Below are 16,293 nucleotides of genomic sequence, written 5' to 3' on the forward strand. Positions count from 1 at the left end.
TCGGTCATGAGCTCCGTTCTCTGGAACATTCATCTGGCCAACTACCACGCAGCCCTTGAAACGGCTGCGGTGGTACTGGCTGTGCTGATCCTGCTGTCGAGCCTGGATGATCTGTTCATCGACGCCTGGTACTGGACGCGGCATCTATGGCGCAGGCTGACGGTACTGAAGCGCACTTCCTATCGGCCGCTGTCGGTCGATGCGCTGATGGAACGCCCGCAGCAGCCCATCGCGATCATGGTGCCAGCCTGGGCCGAGTACGACGTCATCGCACAGATGGTGGCGAACATGATCGACGTGCTCGACTACCAGGAATACGTGATCTTTGTCGGCACCTATCCCAACGACACGCAGACCATTGCCGAAGTGGAGCGCATGCGTCGACGTTACCGTCGACTGCAGCGGGTGGAGGTGCCACACCCCGGACCAACCAACAAGGCCGACTGCCTGAACTGGCTGGTGCTGTCGATCTTCGAGTACGAAAAGCGCAATGACATCGAGTTTGCTGGCGTGGTGTTGCACGACAGTGAGGACGTGCTGCATCCGTGGGAGCTGCGTTTCTATAACTACCTGCTGCCGCGCAAGGACATGATCCAGTTGCCGGTGACCTCGCTGGACCGGGAATGGTACGAGCTGGTCGCTGGCACTTACATGGACGAGTTCGCCGAATGGCATGCCAAGGATCTGGTGGTACGCGAAAGCCTGTCCGGCACCGTGCCGTCGGCGGGCGTCGGCACCTGCTTCTCGCGCCGCGCATTGCTGGCGCTGAGCGAAGAAACAAACAACCAACCCTTCAACACCGACAGCCTCACCGAGGACTATGACATTGGCGCTCGGCTTGGGCGGATGGGCATGCAATCGATCTTTGCCCGCTTCCCGGTGGAGTTCCGCGTGCGGCGTCCATCGTCATGGTTTGGTTGGGGCGGCGCACGCGAGCGCACGGTGAAAATGGCCTTGTGCGTGCGCGAGTATTTTCCCGACAACTTCCGCGCCGCGTACCGACAGAAGGCGCGCTGGGTGCTGGGTATCGGCATGCAGAGCTGGGAAACGCTGGGCTGGGGCGGCAGCCTGGCCAACCGTTATCTGTTGCTGCGTGATCGCAAGGGCATCATCACCTCGTTCGTCAGCATTCTGGCCTACGTGTTGTTTGCGCAGCTGCTGTTGTTCTGGTTGTTGAAAGTGACCGGCGTGTGGACGATGGAATTCCCCACGGTGTTCCAGGCCGGCTCATGGCCGATGCGCATTGCCTTGTTCACCACTGCTGCGCTGGGCATGCGCGTGCTGCAACGCATGTATTTCGTCAATCGCCTGTATGGCTGGGAACATGCACTGATGTCGGTGCCACGCATGATCGTGGGCAATGTCATCAACTGCGCGGCCACTGCGCGCGCCTGGCGCTTGTTTGCCGGCTACCTGCTGCTCGGCAAGCAGCTGGTCTGGGACAAGACCATGCATGATTTCCCCAGCAACTCCCAGCTGGTGCAGACGCGTCGGCGTCTGGGCGAACTGTTGGGCGTGTGGCAGGCGGTGGAGCCGGCACGCTTGCAACAGGCGCTTGATGAACAGCAGGACGGACGACAACAGCCGTTGGGTCGAATCCTGGTATCGCAGGGGTGGCTCGATGACGAAACCCTGGCTGAAGCTATTTCCTTCCAGGAAGAATTGCCGCGCGCCAGCATCGACGTGGACTACCTCAAGCAAGGTTACTTCCCGCTGTCGGTGGATGCCTGCGTGCAGTGGCGGGTACTGCCGCTGCCCAGTGCCACCGCGGATGTACTGCGCTTGGCCGTTGCCAGCGCGCTGCCCGAAGCGACGCTGCAGATACTGGCGGAGCACGCCAAGGTTGAACAGGTCGAGCAGCTGATTGCCCGCGAAAGCGAGATCAACGCCGGCCTTCGGCTGATCTGCGGTTCGAACTATCGGATCGATGCGGTGCCCCTGCTGGGCGATCTGCTGGTGGAAATGAAGCTGATCTCGCGTGAGCACTTCCAGGCCGCGCTGGACGAGTACCGGCCACATCGCGATGGCCGCATCGGTGACTATCTTGTACGTCGGGGTGTGGCCAGCGAACAGGCCATCGCCACCGCGGTGGAAGAACAACAACGACGTGCAGATGGAGCACGTCTGCATCCGGATGTGTTCCTGGCATGAGCATGAAGTTGCTGAAACCCCTTGTTGCTTTCGTACTTGCCGGTGCCAGCGTGACTGCGCTGGCGCAGGAGTTGCCGTTGTCGGGTGCTGCGTATCGGGTGGCCGAGCAGGCGTATGCGGCGTATGCCCGCGGTGACTATGCGGAAGCCGCGCGGCAGGCCAGCGAAGCGGTGCGTCTGCGGCCGGACGTGCAGCGTCTGCGCGACCTGCTGGCGCAGTCGCAGGCACGGGCCTCAGGTCGTGGCGGCTCCAATGTCGCTCGCCCACCGGGCCGCACCACGGCGGCAGGCACATCGCGCCCGGCTGCCAGCCGGCAGGCCGCTACTGCAGCCACGGCGAAGCAGACACCGTTCGAGAAAGGCTATCCCTTGGCCACCGAGGCCTACGCCAGCTACTACCGCGGTGAGATGGCGCTGGCCGAGCAACAGGCCGAACAGGCCTTCCGCATTGATCCAACCCAGGGAACCTGGGCCATGTTGTGGGTGGATTCGCTGGAAGCACAGGGCAAGCCGGATGCCGCCTTGCAAGCGCTGCAGACAGCTGTGGATCTTGGCGCGAAGAACATCACCGACCTGGAGGCGCGCAAGCTACGCATCAAGCGTGCGCAGGCGGTGGCGCCGGCGCAGGCCGGTTATGCGGCGATGATGGCGTTTCGTCCTGCCGATGCTGTGGCACCGGCCCGCGAAGCAGTCGCATTGGCGCCGGAATCGGCCAGTCATCGGTTGCTGCTGATCAGCGCTTTGATGCTCAACGATGAACTGGAAGCTGCCGTGCAGGCCGCCACGGATGCACTGGTGCAGGACAGTGAAGACATCAATGCCTTGGTTTTGCGTGGCTACCTGTTGCAACGGCTGGGGCGTGATGCAGGCGCCAATGCCGACTTTGACCGTGCACTCGCACAGGATTGGCTGGACGAGCAGCAGCAACACAACATCCGCCTGTTGGCAGTGGATGCAGCCTTGGCCGCCGGCGACGCCGAGCGTGCCGGCATTTTGCTGGATCCGATGGATGCCAACGATGAGGCGGTGATCAGTCGCCGCGCCGCGTCGCGCAAGCGCTCTTTGGCGCGGGCATTGGATGCGACCCATTTCCCCGCGCCGCTGCAGGCCTGCCGTGACACGCCTTATGGCACCCAGTGCGAAATGCGGCCCGCCGACCAGACTCTGGATACACCGGCGGCCCGTGCCTATGCGGCCTATGGTCGCCAGCAATGGGCCGAGGCGATCAACCAGGCGCAGGCGGCCGTGCAGGCGAGCCCGGATGATCCGGCCATGCAGCGGCTGCTGACGTCGACGCTGGCAGCGGGCAATGCCGGCCAGCGGGCGCAGGCCGTACAGCGTTTGGATGATGGCCTGCAAAAGGAACCAGACAACGTCGACCTGCTGATGCAGCGCGCCAACCTGCACCAGCGTGCAGGCGAGGCCGCGCTTGGTCTGGCAGATCTTGAAGCGGCCGCCGCCACCGGCAAGGCGCCGCCGACGATTGGGCTTGATCAGGCCTACGCGCGCATTGGCATGGGCGAGCGCGGGCAGGCATCGCAGCAGATCCGGCAATCACTGGAAAGCTCCGAACGCGGTGAACTGACATTGACGCCAGAACAACGGCGCTATGCGCGCAATTCGTTGACTGAACTGGAACGGCGCTGGGGCATCACTGCCAGCGTCGGCTGGCGTGGTGCGCGGCAGACCACCGCCACGCTGGGTGGTGCGGCGCTGAGCACGCCAGGCGATGCGGCCTTCAGCTCGGTTGAAGCCTATTGGCGACCGATCGCCTACCAACCCAACGTTGAGCTCTACGCACGGCTCACCAATGTGCTGTACGACGGCGGCGGCAAGTACGAAGCCTTGCGCAACATCGACCCATGTACCGGTGAGGATCTGGGCGGGCTTGATGACACGCAGAATGGAATGACCACGCGCACCGCCACGGGATGGCCCAGCAGCATCGCTGCGCTGGGTGCACGCTTCCGGGTGCCGGGCACCGGGCTGGGCTATGGTATCGAGCGCCGCCAGTTCATTGGCTCTGCCAACCGCCATGGTGGGCTCTACGCGCAGACAGCAGCCGAGCAATGCCGTCTTTCCGCAACCGTCGGTCGCGGCGAAGGCGTGCAGGGGCGTTATCAGCTTGACGATGCCGCCGGTGGCTGGATGACCTATCTGTCCTACGGCTGGTACCACGGTGCTGCCAGCAGCCCGGATGACCGCAGCTGGCCGAACATGCAGCTGTATGCACAGGGCGGCTATGCATGGAGCAACAACGATGCGGATTTCCGGGTCGGCCGCATGGACGTCAACGGTGTGCAGGTGGAAGAAGTGCGTTCCAGCGGGCAGCTCAAGCGCAGCCAGCTGTTTGCTTCCAGTGAGTTCCGCTTTGGCTGGAGTTATCGCCCGCGTACGGCCAGCGACAACTGGACCCTGAACCCGTTTGCGGTAGTGGGTGCTGACTGGTACCGGCAGCGTGATCGGGCACAAGGCGTGGTTTATCCGAATGGATCACGGCAGAGCTTCCGCCTGGCTGCCGAAGATGGCGACCTGGCGCTCGGTGCAGGTGTCGGTATTGGTGTCCGTCGACTGTTCCGCGAGGACCGCTTGCATGGACCGCGTTCGTCATTTGATGCCAGCGTGCAATACCGCTTTGCGCTCAACGGTGACCAGGCCGAACGCAACCGCGGGCTTTTCATCAACATGACGTTGTCTTACTGAGCATGACGATAGAACTGGGAAACATGGGTATGAAAAAGACAGGATGGGTGATGCGCGCCGCCGCCGCGATGGCGCTGGTTGCGGCAACGCTGGCCGCGCCGTTGCAGGCGCAGCAGTCGGACGTGGTGATCGTCGGCAAGGAAGGTTGGCTGTTCCCGGCGTGGGGCAGCTTGAGCGAGGTGGATGAGGCTGCAGTGCAGTCCTCGACCGCGCTGATTGCCGACGCCAAGCAGGCATTGGCGGCCCGCGGTGTGCAATTGGAAGTGCTGGTGCTGCCGGACAAGGTCACCTTCTATGAAGATCGGCTGCCTGAGGGCCGGGTGGTCAGTGATTCGGTGGCCAAGCGCTACGACACCATCCGCAACGCATTGCAGGCGGCCGGTGTGGATACGTTGGATGCACGCAAGGTATTGGCCGATACCCGCGCCACCGGCAAGGACGTGTTCTACCGCAGTGATCAGCACTGGACCCAGCCGGCGGCCGACGCCATCGCCGACGCCATTGCCGCCCGCATCAAGCAGAAAGTGCCGAACCTGGCCGGTACCCCAGGCAGCGGCATGCCGCTGGGCAGCGAAACACGTGAGCGCCGCTATGGCGACCTGGCCGAGCTGTTCCTGGACCCGGCGCAACGTGCGGCAGTTGGCCGCGACACCTTCGTGGTGCGGCGTGCAGCCGAGGGCCAGTCGCTGCTGGACGACGACAAGGCACCGGTACATGTCACCGGTCACAGCATGGTGCAGGCGTACTTTGGCTTCCCGCAGAAGCTGTCCAATGCCATCGACCGGCCGGTGACGGTGAACTGGAAATCCGGCAACGTCGGGCCGTGGGTGGTGTTGTTGGAGTATCTGGAATCGGCCGAATTCCGTGACAACCCGCCGCAGGTACTGGTGTGGCAGATGTTCGAGCCGGTATACGGCTTCGGCCCGGCCGCGCAGGGGCAGTGGGACAACGCATCGATCATGACCGCTGCGCAGTGGCAGCAACGCCTGCACAAGGCGTTGGGGCATTGATTCGATGAGTACTCGTCCTGGCGCGCCGGCGCCTTTGCCGGCCGCGGTCCCTGCGCGCGCACACCGGGCCACCTCCTGGGTGGTGTTTACGCTGCTGCTTGGAGGTTTCTGCGCGGGTGTGTGGATGTTGGCCAAGGCGCAGCTGCCAGCGGACAAACTGGCACCGTCGCAGTGGACGGACGGCGCGGCGGGCAAGGTCATCAACGACGCGTTGAAACTGCCGATGCAGGGCAGCGCCGATACCTGGAATGCCGCCTTGCGTTATCGCCTGTTGGGCGACACCGGGGCGCAGGTAGCGCTGGGCTGTCCGGGCTGGTTGTTCTATCGCGACGGCCTGCGTCCGCAACCCGGCGTCGGCAGTGAGGTGTTCGAGCAACGTATCAAGCTGATGCAGCATTGGTCGCAGCAACTGCGGGCACAAGGCGTGCAACTGCTGGTGACGGTGGTGCCGGACAAGTCGCGGGTTGAACAGGCGCATAGCTGTGGCCTACGCCACTGGGCACCGATGCGTGAGCGCTACGGCCGCTGGCAGCAGGCCTTGCACGCCGCTGGAGCTGACAGCGTGGATCTGTTGCCAGTGCTGCAAGCCGGCAACGCACCGCTGTTTTTTGCGACCGACGTGCATATGAATCGCACCGGTGCACAACGTGCGGCCGACGCGGTCGCTGCGCAGGCGCTGCCGCTGCTTGGCGGCACAGGTACACAGGCGTTCGAAGTGGGCCCGCTGGGTGCACCGCAACCGCGCATGGGCGACCTGATCGTACTGGCCGGTCTGGAACACGCGCCGCCGGCATGGCGGCCCGCGCTGGACATGGAGCCGGAACAGGTGATCGCCCCGCTGCGTGGCGGCGGACTACTGGATGACACCCCGCCGGTGGAGGTGCTGCTGCTGGGCAGTTCCAATGGTCGCCGCAGCCTGTTCGCCGAGCGTCTTGGCAAGGCGATGGGGCGCGAGGTGTGGAACCAGAGCCTGGATGGCGGCCAGTTTTCCGGGGCGCTGCTGGCCGCATGGCCGCAGCGAGCGCAATGGCCGCCGAGCCTGAAACTGGTGATCTGGGAATTTTCCGAGATGGCGCTGTCTTTGCCGTTGACCGACGGCGAGCAGGCGGCATTGGCCGATATCGACTGAGCGCCTGACGACGATGCTGTTCAACTCTTTCCTGTTTCTGCTGATCTTCCTGCCCATCGCGCTCGGCGTGCACTACCTGCTGGGCGCGTTGCGGCCTCGGTTGGCGGCGCTATGGCTGTGCGTGGCCTCGCTGCTGTTCTATGGCTGGTGGAACCCCCAGTTCGTGGTGCTGCTGTCGGCCTCGATCCTGTTCAATTACCTGGTCAGCCTGGTCATCCTGGGGTTGGCCAAACGCCCGCGCATGCAGACGCTGGTGACGGGCCTGGGCATCGCGGCGGACTTGGTGCTGCTGGTGCATTACAAGTACGCCGCAGCGATGGTGACCTTTGTCCATGACCTGGGTTTTGCGGTCGGGCCGATGGATGCGCTGATCCTGCCACTGGGTATTTCCTTCTTCACCTTCACCCAGATCGGTTACCTGCTGGACTGTCGCGCCGGCGTGGTCAACGACCGCAGCCCACTGAGCTACGTGCTGTTCGTGACGTTCTTCCCGCATCTGATTGCCGGCCCGATCCTGCATCACAAGGAGATGATGCCGCAGTTCAGCAAGCCGGAAACCTACCGTTTCAAGGCCGACAACCTGTCGGTGGGCGGCATGCTGTTCGTGATCGGCCTGGCCAAAAAAGTGTTGTTGGCCGACAGCATTGCGCCGTATGCCGATGCCGGCTTCGCCAGTACCGGTGAGCTGCAGTTCTGGGGTGCATGGGCCACCGCAACCAGTTATGCGCTGCAGTTGTATTTCGATTTCTCCGGTTACTCGGACATGGCGTTGGGCTTGGCGCGGATGTTCGGCATCCGCTTCCCGCTGAACTTCAATTCACCGTACAAGGCGACCAGCATCATTGATTTCTGGGCGCGCTGGCATATCACCTTGACCCGTTACATCACCGCCTACCTGTACTACCCGGTGGCGATGGCGGTGACGCGTTGGCGCAGTCGCCATGGTCGTCCCAGTGGCCCGGGTGCAGTGGCAACGGCCGGTGGTTTTGCCTCGTTGATCGTATTGCCCACCGTGTTTGCGATGGGGCTGGCGGGTATCTGGCATGGCGCCGGCCTGCAGTTCCTGATCTTCGGTTTGTTGCATGCAGGTTATCTGGCCATCAACCACGCCTGGCGCATTTTCCGTGGCGGCCCCATGGCCGCGGCTCAGCGCAAAAGCAATTGGCTGCAGCACATGGGCTACCTGCTGTTGACCTTCGCTGCAGTGCTGGTGGCGCAGGCGTTCTTCCGTGCCGATGGCGTGGCCCAGGCGTGGCAGCTGGTGCAGGGCATGGCCGGCGTGCGCGGCTGGGAAAGCATGGAGAGCCTGACTTATCTCGCCGGCATGGGCGTGGCCGATGGATGGCGTCTGCTGGCCGGTCATCATGTGCAGTTGCTATACGTTGCGGTGCTGTTGGCCATCGTGTGGCTGGCACCCAACGCGCACCAGATCATGGGCGTGTATTCGCCGGCGCTGGCCAAACCTGATCCGGCGCCGCGCACGTGGATGCGTTGGCAACCCAATTTCCAATGGCTGCTGGTGATGCTGTGCCTGCTCGCGCTGTGCCTGCTCAACCTGCACAAAGAAAGCCGTTTCCTTTATTTTCAGTTCTAGACAAGGAGCAACACGATGGACATGCAAGCACTGCAGGGCCAATTGATCGACACCGTGGAGGCCGTCATCGGCGTACGCGTGCAGGCTGACGAGTACATGGAGTCGTTGTTCGACTCGATGTCCAAGGTGCAGTTGATGGTGGAAGTGAAAGACCGCCTTGGCGTGACCTTGCCGGTGGACGAGATCGATACGCTGGTCGAATCGGTGCAGGTGCTGGCCGACTACGTGGCCTCGCGCCGCAACGCCTGATTACCGGCCCGGGAGCGGCAGCCATGCGTTTCGATTTCGAGCATTGCCGGTTCGTTGACGTTGACGTGGCCGCTGCCGCGCCGGCGCTGTACAGTAGTTCCGGGGTGATGGACTGGGGCAGCCTGCAAGCCGCCACCGACGCCTGGATGGCGCGCGCGCAGGCCGCCGGCGTCAGTGCCGGCCATGCGTTGGTGATCAGCGGTCACAAACAGGCGGCCTTCGTGGTGGCGATGCTGGGTTGCCTGCGCATGGGCGTGACCTATGTGCCGGTGGATACCATCAACCCGGAGGCGCGCCTGCACAAGATCACCCGGCTGGTGCACGCGCAGGCGGTGTATGACGCTGCTGCCGATGCTTTTGTGCCCGGCGTGGCGCAGCCAAAGCCGCTGGCCGAGCGCGATCTGGCCTACATCATGTTTACCTCCGGCAGCACCGGCGATCCCAAGGGTGTGCAGATCGGCCGTGACAGCGTGGCGCTGTTCACCGGTTGGATCCGTGATTGCCTGGGCTTGGAGCCAGCGCCGGCGTTCATGAATCAGATGCTTTTCAGCTTTGATTTTTCGCTGTTCGACCTGTGCGGCGCGCTCGGTCTGGGTGGCAGCTGCGTACTGTGTCCGCGCGAGGTCATTGCCGACAGCAACCAGTTCATCGAGCACCTGCGTGATGCGCAGGTGGCGGTGTGGGCGTCCACGCCGTCGTTCGTGCGCCAGCAGATGCTCAACCCACAGTTCAATGCCGAGCATCTGCCCGCGCTCAGCATGTTCGTGTTCGGCGCCGAATCGCTTACGCCGCGCGTTGCCGAAGAACTGTGGGCGCGCTTTCCGCAGGTGCGCATCATCAACTCCTACGGCCCGACCGAGGCAACCTGCTCGACCACCTGGGTGGAGATCGACGCGGCAATGCGCGCAGCTGCGCCCAATCCATTTCCGATTGGCGTGGCCAAGCCGTACGCGGAAGTGTTCATTGATGATGGTGAAATCTGCATGGCCGGCGACCATGTGATGCGCGGCTACCTGGAGCGCCCGGATCTGGATGCAGGGGTGTTGTTCGAGCATCACGGCAAGCGCGCTTACCGCAGCGGTGACCTGGGTGACATGGACGCGCAGGGCCGGGTGTATTTCCGCGGCCGCAAGGACGACCAGATCAAGCTCAATGGCTACCGCATTGAACTTGCCGAGGTGGACGCGGTGTTGTCCACCTTGCCTGGCGTCATTGCTGGTGCCACCGTGGCGATGCGCAGGCCCGACGGTACGTTGGTGCGAATGGTGGGGTTTGTCGAGCTGGCAACACCGGGCGAGGGAGCGGTGCAGCCGTTGCCGCCGGCGTTGCAGGATTGGAAGGCACAGCTCGCTGAGCGGGTGCCGGCCTACATGATTCCGTCCGAACTACTAGCGGTGGACAGTTTTCCATCCACGGTCAGCAACAAGGTTGACCGCAAACAATTGGAGCAGCGCTATGCATTGGCGCGTACGCTGCGCACGCAGGAGCCGAAATGATGATGTCCCCAAAATGGATGCTGGCTGCAGCCTTGTCGCTGTCGCCGCTGTTTGCCAGCGCCCAGCATGCCGCCGGTGAAGGCCGCCTGGCGCAGTTGTACGCGGCACGGCCGCCGGCCGGTTCGGCCTTTGTGCGTGTGGTCAATCCCGGCACTACCACGCTGACGGTAGCCCCGGGCAACGGCGCCGCGCAGCAGGTGGGCCCAGCCAGCCGCGCCACGCGCTATGCCATTGTTGAAGGTGGCAAACCGTTCACCGTGCGCGTAGCGGGCCAGGCGCGCACGCAGCCTGCAGTGGCGGCGGGCAGCTTCACCACGCTGGTACTGGACCCGGCCGGCGTGACCCGCCCGCTGCGGGTGATTGCCGATGGCGGTGGCAGCACCGATGCACTGAAAGCGGAGATCCGTTTCTACAACCTCGCCAGTAGTTGCCCGCAGGCCAAACTGGCGATGGCCGACAACGGCCCGGTGGTGTTCAACGCAGTGCCTGCAGGCAACGGTATTGCCCGTGCCATCAATCCAGTCAAGGCACGTTTGGTTGCCGGCTGCGGCGGCAAGGACAGCGTCGCGTTTGAGTTGCCAGGTCTGCAGCCGGGTGACCGCTACAGCCTGTTCCTGACTGGCAGCGCCAGCGCGCCGGTATTGCAGGGGCAACCCAGCAGCACCGATGCAGTAGGTCGCTGAGCCATGCTGGTGCGTAGCATCTTTGGTGAAGACCATGCCTTGTTCCGCGAGCAGGTCCGGCGTTTCATCGCCGAGCAGATCCTGCCGCACTACGCGCGTTGGGAGCAGGACGGCATCACTCCGCGTGCGCTGTGGCGCGCGGCCGGCGATGCGGGCCTGCTCAACTGCCAGTTGCCGGAGCCCTATGGCATGGGCGGCGACGTTGGCCACGCCGCCTGTGTGATCGAAGAGCTGGCACGCGCCAACTGCCTGGGGATAGGTTTCTCCATCCATTCGGACATGGTGGCGCCATATCTGCTGCAGTACGGCAACCAACAGCTGCGCGACACCTGGTTGCCAGCCATGACCCGCGGTACCGCCATCGGCGCCATCGCAATGACCGAGCCCGGCGCCGGCAGCGATCTCAAGGCGATCCGCAGCCGTGCTGAGCTGCGTGGTGACCACTACCTGCTCAATGGCCAGAAGAGCTTCATCACCAATGGCGTCAATGCTGATGTTGTAGTGGTGGCGGCCACGGTTGCGCCGGAGCTGGGTGCGCGCGGGCTGACCTTGTTCTGCGTGGACATGCGTCTGCCTGGTGTCAGCAAGGGCCCGCCAATGGCCAAGATCGGACAGCACGCGCAGGATACTGCCGAGCTGTTTTTCCAGGATGTGCAGCTGCCGTTGGATTGCCTGCTGGGCGAGGAACAACGCGGCTTTGAATACATGGGTGAGCAACTGGCCGGCGAGCGCCTGGCCATTGCCCTGCGTGCGGCGGCCTCGGCCGAAGGCATGCTCGATGAAACCCTGGCATATGTGCGTCAACGCAAGGTGTTCGGCCGCCAGCTTGTTGATCACCAGAACACCCGCTTCGTGCTGGCTGATGCGGCCTCGCAACTGACCATGTTGCGCAGCTTCCTGGACCATTGCCTTGGCCAGCAGATGCAAGGCGCATTGGATGCCAACACTGCGGCCATGGCCAAGCTCAATGCCACGGAAATACAGGGCCGGGTGCTGGATGCGTTGTTACAGCTGCACGGTGGCTACGGCTATAGCAGCGAGTACGGCATCGGCCGGGCCTGGGCGGACGCGCGTGCACTGCGCATCTTCGGCGGCAGCAGCGAGATCCTGCGCGAGATCATCGGCCGCGCACTGTAATTGCTACAGCCGCCAGGCACGCCGCAGTGCTTCGGCTTGCGGCGTGTCCTGGGTAAGCCAAGGCTCCAGCGCGTAGACCAGCACATTGCCGGCGCCGCTATCGCGGGCCCACTGCAACTGCTGCTTCACGCGTGCGAAGTCGGCACTCTCGCCATGAAACTGGGTGCCGTCGCCGCCCGCCGTGGGCAACTCGTGGAACAACTCGACGATGGCATCGAAGGCGATGCCGCGCTGCTTGAGCAATGCCAGCAAGGGCGCCAATGCCAGGTGATCGTCCTCACCGGCCACGCCGACGCCATCCTGGATCATCGGCCGCAACGTGGTCGTGGCCAGCACGCTTTCCCACAGACTGACCAGGCTGCCCTCGGTGGGTAGCCTGCTGTAGTAGGTAGAGATGGCGCAGTCACCGCCGCGTGCCACTGCCGCCCGCTGCATAGCTTGCAGCCACTCCGCCAGCCATTGCCTGCGTTGCGCATTGGCCCAGTGGTATTGCTCCAGCTCATAGGGCAGGTACCAGCCGGCGAAGCGGCGTTGGCGTGGCAGTGCGGATTGCTGCAACCACCGAGTTGCACGTTGCAGGCTTTCCTCAAAGAAGGCGCGCAGTGCGGCGTCATCGCCGCCTATCGCCTGCCACCAACGTTGCTCGAATGGCAAGCCGACACGAACGTTGATACCTGCCTGGTCGGCTGCGCTGAACAGCATGCCGAAGTTGGAATCGGATAGCTGCCAATCACCTTCGGCGCCGCCGAGGATGCCGCTCCATTGCACAACCAGTTGCCGACAGCCCACACGCTGGGCCAGATTCATTGACCGTTGCCAGTCTGCCGCTGTCCAGTTTGTGTGGTCCAGCCAAGGCTGCAGGAATGTGCCATCTACCTGCTCCGGAAGCGAGCAGCCCGGCAGGCCGGCCAGCGCTGCCATCGTTGGTGCCAGCAAGGCAGCTTGCAGCAAGCGGCGACGTCGCGGGGAGGTCGGCTTGGATGAAGGGGTTTCGATCATCGTGCGTACGATTGCCAGCTTGTAAGGAGCATGACTACACAGTTCAGTGTTTCTGCCAGAAGGTCAAGTTGGGATGTAGCGCTATGGGCGATTTGAGCTGGTCAATCGGTAATGGTTGCGGATGCTGGAACTCTCCGTGCCGCTTCCTGGGTGTGGCCTGGGCAAGACATGATGAAGTGCCTTCCGGCTGATCACCGGACCGACTGCGGTACCCGCCGCAGCTTGCTCACGTCGTAGCCCATCGACTTGATGCGCTCCACCGCACGTTGGTAATCCGCCGCCGACACCTGCGGGGTGCGCGCCATGTACCAGACGTAGTCGCGCTTGCTGCGGGCGACGATGGTCTGGCCGTAGTCCTCGTCCACCCAGGCGATGATGTATTCGGCCTGGATCGGCCAGATGAACTGCATGCCCCAGACTGCACCCTTGCCTTCGGCTTCGACCTTGCCGATGGGGTGCATTGATTTCAGCGGCGCCTGGAAGCTGCCTTTGCGATAAGTGAAGGTGGTCTGGATACGTCCGTCGGGCCGCGCTGCATAACTTTCCACCGCATCGAAGGCTTCGCGTTCCGGTCGCGACGGAATATGCGCGATCACATACCAATCGCCCATGAAGCGCGGTACATCGACCGATGCAGGGCGCGGGATCGGCCGGGTGTCCAGGTTGCTGCAACCAGCGCCGAACAAGGCGATGGACAGCATCGACAGAATCGGAAGGGTTCGCATGGTCGGGCCTGCCTTCAACGGGGACGGAACAGGTAATGCGCCACCAGCCATTGCTGGCCGTCGTCGTAACCGAACAGCTCTGCGCAAGCCATCCAGAACATGCGCCAGCGCTGCCACCAGATGCGTGCGGCGGCGTCGCTGCCGTAGGTCTGCACCAACAGCGGCATGACCTGCTCGCGTGCGGCGTCCTGCCGTTGCAGCCAATGGTTTGCGGTGCGCTGGTAATGGCGGCCATCCAGCAACCAACGCTGCTGCAGCTGCATGTCGCGCTGGAAATGCAGCAGGGTATCGGCGGCCGGCATCAGCCCGCCGGTGAAGAAATGGCGACCCATCCAGTTGTCTTCGCCAATCGTGTCGAACGGATACATATGCGTGCGATGGACAAAGATATGCACGAACAACGCGCCATCAGGTTTCAGCCAGCGGGAGATGCGGCCAAGCAGGCGCTCGTAGTTGCGGATGTGCTCGAACATCTCCACCGATACGCAGCGGTCGAAGGTGGCGCTCGGCAGCTGCAGCTGATTGACGTCGATGGTCAGCACTTCGACGTTGGCGAAGCCGCGCGCCTTGCACTGGGCCAGGATATGTTGGCGCTGGCTATGTGAGTTGGAGACTGCGGTGATCCGCGCGTCAGGGTAGTGCTCGGCCATCCACAAGGTCAGCGAGCCCCAGCCACAACCCAGCTCAAGGATGTGCTGGCCATTGGCGAGCCCGGCGCGCTGCGCGTACAGCTCCAACATCGCGTCCTCGGCCTGGTCCAGGGTTTCGGCACCGGTGCGGTAGTAGCAGCTGCTGTACTTCAAGCGATGGCCAAGGCAGGCCTGGAAGAATGCAGCCGGTACCTCGTAGTGCTGGCGGTTGGCGGCATCCACGTGCAAGGCCAGCGGGCTGCTCGACAATTCGGCAATACGCCGGCTGAAACGCTCCGATTGTGCTTGCAGGCCTTCTTCCGATTCTTCCTCCAGTCGCTGCGTGCACAGCCGGCGCATACCCCAGCGCAGGGCGGCATCCGGTAGCCAGCCGCGCTCGGCCCAGCCGGTCAGCCCGGGCTCGGCATGGATGGCAGAGTCCAGTTGCGTGGCTGCATTCATGACGATTGCTCCTTGGCAGTGCGGGGAAACCATGGGAAGAACATCGGCGTGCTGCGCTGGTAGGCGCGGTAGTCTTCGCCGCGGCTGCGTAGCGCCTGCTTCTCGGTGAACGGCACGCCGCTCAGGTAGCGCAGGAACAGGTACATCAGCACCGGCCCGGTCCACGCCAGCCACCACAGCGGCGAACCAGCGGCCAGCAGCACGTAGCTGAACCAGTGCAGCCATTCGAAGAAATAGTTGGGGTGTCGTGAGTATCGCCACAGACCTTGCCGACAGGTGCGACCTTTGTTGCCCGAATCAGCACGGAAACGTGCGAGCTGGCGGTCTGCCACTGATTCGCCGAGCACGCTCAACAACCAAACCGAAGCCGCTGCGACTACCCAGCCATAGCCATCGGTACGCGGATTGCTGGCCACCGCGACAAACGGCAGCGCGAACAGAACTATCAACAGCGCCTGGGCAATGAAGAAGCCGAAGATCTTGCCTTGATGGCCTTGCCAATGTTCGCGCAGATACTTGTAGCGACCGTCCTCGGACTCATGCCGAACACGCTGCCACAGATGCAGGGCGAGACGGCTTCCCCACAATCCACCGAGCACGGCCAAGCTGATGCGCGGCAACACTGCGCCGTCGCCCAGCCACGCGAGCAACAAGGCGGCAGCGGCCAGACCTTTGGCCCAGAGCACATCGACGATGCCGATGTTGCGATGGCGGCGCTGCCAGGCCCAGCCCCAGAGCATGATCGCCACGGCGTACAACAGCACCCAGCCCAGATTGTTCATGTGGAAGCGCCTGTCATTGGAGCTTGGGTTGGGCTGCGGGACCAGCGGCGCGCGCTCGTGACCAGCAAACTCAGTGCGACGCTCCAGCCGATGCCAAGTACCAGCAATCCATGCCAAGCGGGGGCAGCAAAATGCACGGCGTCAAAGCCGCGTGCGGCGGACAGATAGGCCAGCGGTGCCAACAGCAGCCCGAACGTCACCGGTAGCAGCCAATGCCGTTGCAGGAAGGCCATCGACGAGGTCAGGGTCAGCGCAAACGCGGCCCATAACGCCATGATCCACGGCGGCGGTGCCCAGCCAAATGGCGCAGCGGCGTAGTCGACGCGGCCGCTTGCAGCGGCCAGCGCGTCAACCAGCCAGGCGCAGACCAGCGCCAGCAGCAGCAAGCGCAACTCGGTTCGCGGCTGGGTGGCGCTGTATAGCTGGCTGGCAATGTAGAGCGCCGAGGCCAGCAGGGCCGGCCACTGCCAGCCGCGTCCGGCACCGGCCACGGCGCACAGCCAGACCAGTTGATTGCCCAGCAGGTTGAGCAGGGTCCGGCGCAT

General features: G+C 63.6%; 14 protein-coding genes. 9 read left to right on the top strand and 5 right to left on the bottom strand.

Annotation, left to right across the window (positions count from 1 at the left end; translation table 11 throughout):
* Positions 1-6 precede the first annotated feature (6 nt).
* The 9 genes from ACVOLR_RS03615 to ACVOLR_RS03655 are packed head-to-tail and all read left to right on the top strand — an operon-like array spanning position 7 to position 12,151.
* Complete coding sequence (locus ACVOLR_RS03615; RefSeq protein ID WP_481535226.1) at positions 7-2,151, top strand: glycosyl transferase family protein; 2,145 nt, start codon at positions 7-9, stop codon at positions 2,149-2,151.
* Positions 2,148-4,853, top strand: a complete 2,706-nt coding sequence (locus ACVOLR_RS03620; protein ID WP_481535227.1) for an NfrA family protein — start codon at positions 2,148-2,150, stop codon at positions 4,851-4,853. The genes ACVOLR_RS03615 and ACVOLR_RS03620 overlap by 4 nt, the downstream gene beginning before the upstream one ends.
* Positions 4,854-4,882: 29 nt before the next feature.
* A complete protein-coding gene (locus tag ACVOLR_RS03625) occupies positions 4,883-5,863 on the top strand; it encodes an alginate O-acetyltransferase AlgX-related protein (RefSeq protein ID WP_481535228.1) in 981 nt (326 codons plus the stop codon).
* A 4-nt stretch (positions 5,864-5,867) separates the two neighbouring features.
* Positions 5,868-6,992: an alginate O-acetyltransferase AlgX-related protein gene (locus ACVOLR_RS03630; protein WP_481535229.1), complete on the top strand. Its 1,125-nt coding sequence runs from the start codon at positions 5,868-5,870 to the stop codon at positions 6,990-6,992.
* 13 nt (positions 6,993-7,005) lie between these two features.
* On the top strand, positions 7,006-8,586 hold the full coding sequence (locus tag ACVOLR_RS03635; protein ID WP_481535230.1) for an MBOAT family O-acyltransferase: 1,581 nt from the start codon (positions 7,006-7,008) through the stop codon (positions 8,584-8,586).
* A gap of 15 nt (positions 8,587-8,601) precedes the next feature.
* Positions 8,602-8,835: an acyl carrier protein gene (locus ACVOLR_RS03640; protein ID WP_481535231.1), complete on the top strand. Its 234-nt coding sequence runs from the start codon at positions 8,602-8,604 to the stop codon at positions 8,833-8,835.
* Positions 8,836-8,858: 23 nt separating this feature from the next.
* Positions 8,859-10,331: an AMP-binding protein gene (locus ACVOLR_RS03645; RefSeq protein WP_481535232.1), complete on the top strand. Its 1,473-nt coding sequence runs from the start codon at positions 8,859-8,861 to the stop codon at positions 10,329-10,331.
* A complete protein-coding gene (locus ACVOLR_RS03650) occupies positions 10,331-11,014 on the top strand; it encodes an alginate O-acetyltransferase AlgF (RefSeq protein ID WP_481535233.1) in 684 nt (227 codons plus the stop codon). Before ACVOLR_RS03645 ends, ACVOLR_RS03650 begins: the two co-directional genes overlap by 1 nt.
* Before the next feature lie 3 nt (positions 11,015-11,017).
* Entirely contained in the window at positions 11,018-12,151 is a 1,134-nt protein-coding gene (locus tag ACVOLR_RS03655) for an acyl-CoA dehydrogenase family protein (protein ID WP_481535234.1), read from the top strand.
* A 3-nt stretch (positions 12,152-12,154) separates the two neighbouring features.
* On the opposite strand, the gene ACVOLR_RS03660 is transcribed toward ACVOLR_RS03655, so the two are convergent.
* The 5 genes from ACVOLR_RS03660 to ACVOLR_RS03680 all read right to left on the bottom strand — a co-directional run bounded on the left by ACVOLR_RS03660 (position 12,155) and on the right by ACVOLR_RS03680 (position 16,293).
* Positions 12,155-13,150 carry a DUF4434 domain-containing protein gene (locus ACVOLR_RS03660; RefSeq protein WP_481535235.1) on the bottom strand — a complete coding sequence of 332 codons (996 nt, stop codon included), beginning with the start codon at positions 13,148-13,150 and terminating at the stop codon, positions 12,155-12,157.
* Positions 13,151-13,341: 191 nt separating this feature from the next.
* Positions 13,342-13,851: a lipocalin family protein gene (locus ACVOLR_RS03665; protein ID WP_481535293.1), complete on the bottom strand. Its 510-nt coding sequence runs from the start codon at positions 13,849-13,851 to the stop codon at positions 13,342-13,344.
* Positions 13,852-13,889: 38 nt separating this feature from the next.
* Positions 13,890-14,966 carry an SAM-dependent methyltransferase gene (locus ACVOLR_RS03670; protein ID WP_481535236.1) on the bottom strand — a complete coding sequence of 359 codons (1,077 nt, stop codon included), beginning with the start codon at positions 14,964-14,966 and terminating at the stop codon, positions 13,890-13,892.
* Positions 14,963-15,748 carry a DUF1295 domain-containing protein gene (locus tag ACVOLR_RS03675; RefSeq protein ID WP_481535237.1) on the bottom strand — a complete coding sequence of 262 codons (786 nt, stop codon included), beginning with the start codon at positions 15,746-15,748 and terminating at the stop codon, positions 14,963-14,965. Before ACVOLR_RS03675 ends, ACVOLR_RS03670 begins: the two co-directional genes overlap by 4 nt.
* Positions 15,745-16,293 carry a DUF2878 domain-containing protein gene (locus ACVOLR_RS03680; RefSeq protein ID WP_481535238.1) on the bottom strand — a complete coding sequence of 183 codons (549 nt, stop codon included), beginning with the start codon at positions 16,291-16,293 and terminating at the stop codon, positions 15,745-15,747. Before ACVOLR_RS03680 ends, ACVOLR_RS03675 begins: the two co-directional genes overlap by 4 nt.

This window comes from Stenotrophomonas sp. STEN030, from assembly GCF_056759995.1.

Excerpts from the sequence above, each read along its gene's own strand:
- ACVOLR_RS03620 (WP_481535227.1), top strand. The coding sequence starts at position 2,148 with ATGAGCATGAAGTTGCTGAAACCCCTTGTTGCTTTCGTACTTGCCGGT.
- ACVOLR_RS03660 (WP_481535235.1), bottom strand. The coding sequence starts at position 13,150 with ATGATCGAAACCCCTTCATCCAAGCCGACCTCCCCGCGACGTCGCCGC.
- ACVOLR_RS03675 (WP_481535237.1), bottom strand. The coding sequence starts at position 15,748 with ATGAACAATCTGGGCTGGGTGCTGTTGTACGCCGTGGCGATCATGCTC.
- ACVOLR_RS03655 (WP_481535234.1), top strand. The coding sequence starts at position 11,018 with ATGCTGGTGCGTAGCATCTTTGGTGAAGACCATGCCTTGTTCCGCGAG.
- ACVOLR_RS03670 (WP_481535236.1), bottom strand. The coding sequence starts at position 14,966 with ATGAATGCAGCCACGCAACTGGACTCTGCCATCCATGCCGAGCCCGGG.
- ACVOLR_RS03650 (WP_481535233.1), top strand. The coding sequence starts at position 10,331 with ATGATGTCCCCAAAATGGATGCTGGCTGCAGCCTTGTCGCTGTCGCCG.
- ACVOLR_RS03680 (WP_481535238.1), bottom strand. The coding sequence starts at position 16,293 with ATGCGCCGGACCCTGCTCAACCTGCTGGGCAATCAACTGGTCTGGCTG.
- ACVOLR_RS03665 (WP_481535293.1), bottom strand. The coding sequence starts at position 13,851 with ATGCTGTCCATCGCCTTGTTCGGCGCTGGTTGCAGCAACCTGGACACC.
- ACVOLR_RS03615 (WP_481535226.1), top strand. The coding sequence starts at position 7 with ATGAGCTCCGTTCTCTGGAACATTCATCTGGCCAACTACCACGCAGCC.
- ACVOLR_RS03630 (WP_481535229.1), top strand. The coding sequence starts at position 5,868 with ATGAGTACTCGTCCTGGCGCGCCGGCGCCTTTGCCGGCCGCGGTCCCT.
- ACVOLR_RS03625 (WP_481535228.1), top strand. The coding sequence starts at position 4,883 with ATGAAAAAGACAGGATGGGTGATGCGCGCCGCCGCCGCGATGGCGCTG.
- ACVOLR_RS03645 (WP_481535232.1), top strand. The coding sequence starts at position 8,859 with ATGCGTTTCGATTTCGAGCATTGCCGGTTCGTTGACGTTGACGTGGCC.
- ACVOLR_RS03640 (WP_481535231.1), top strand. The coding sequence starts at position 8,602 with ATGGACATGCAAGCACTGCAGGGCCAATTGATCGACACCGTGGAGGCC.
- ACVOLR_RS03635 (WP_481535230.1), top strand. The coding sequence starts at position 7,006 with ATGCTGTTCAACTCTTTCCTGTTTCTGCTGATCTTCCTGCCCATCGCG.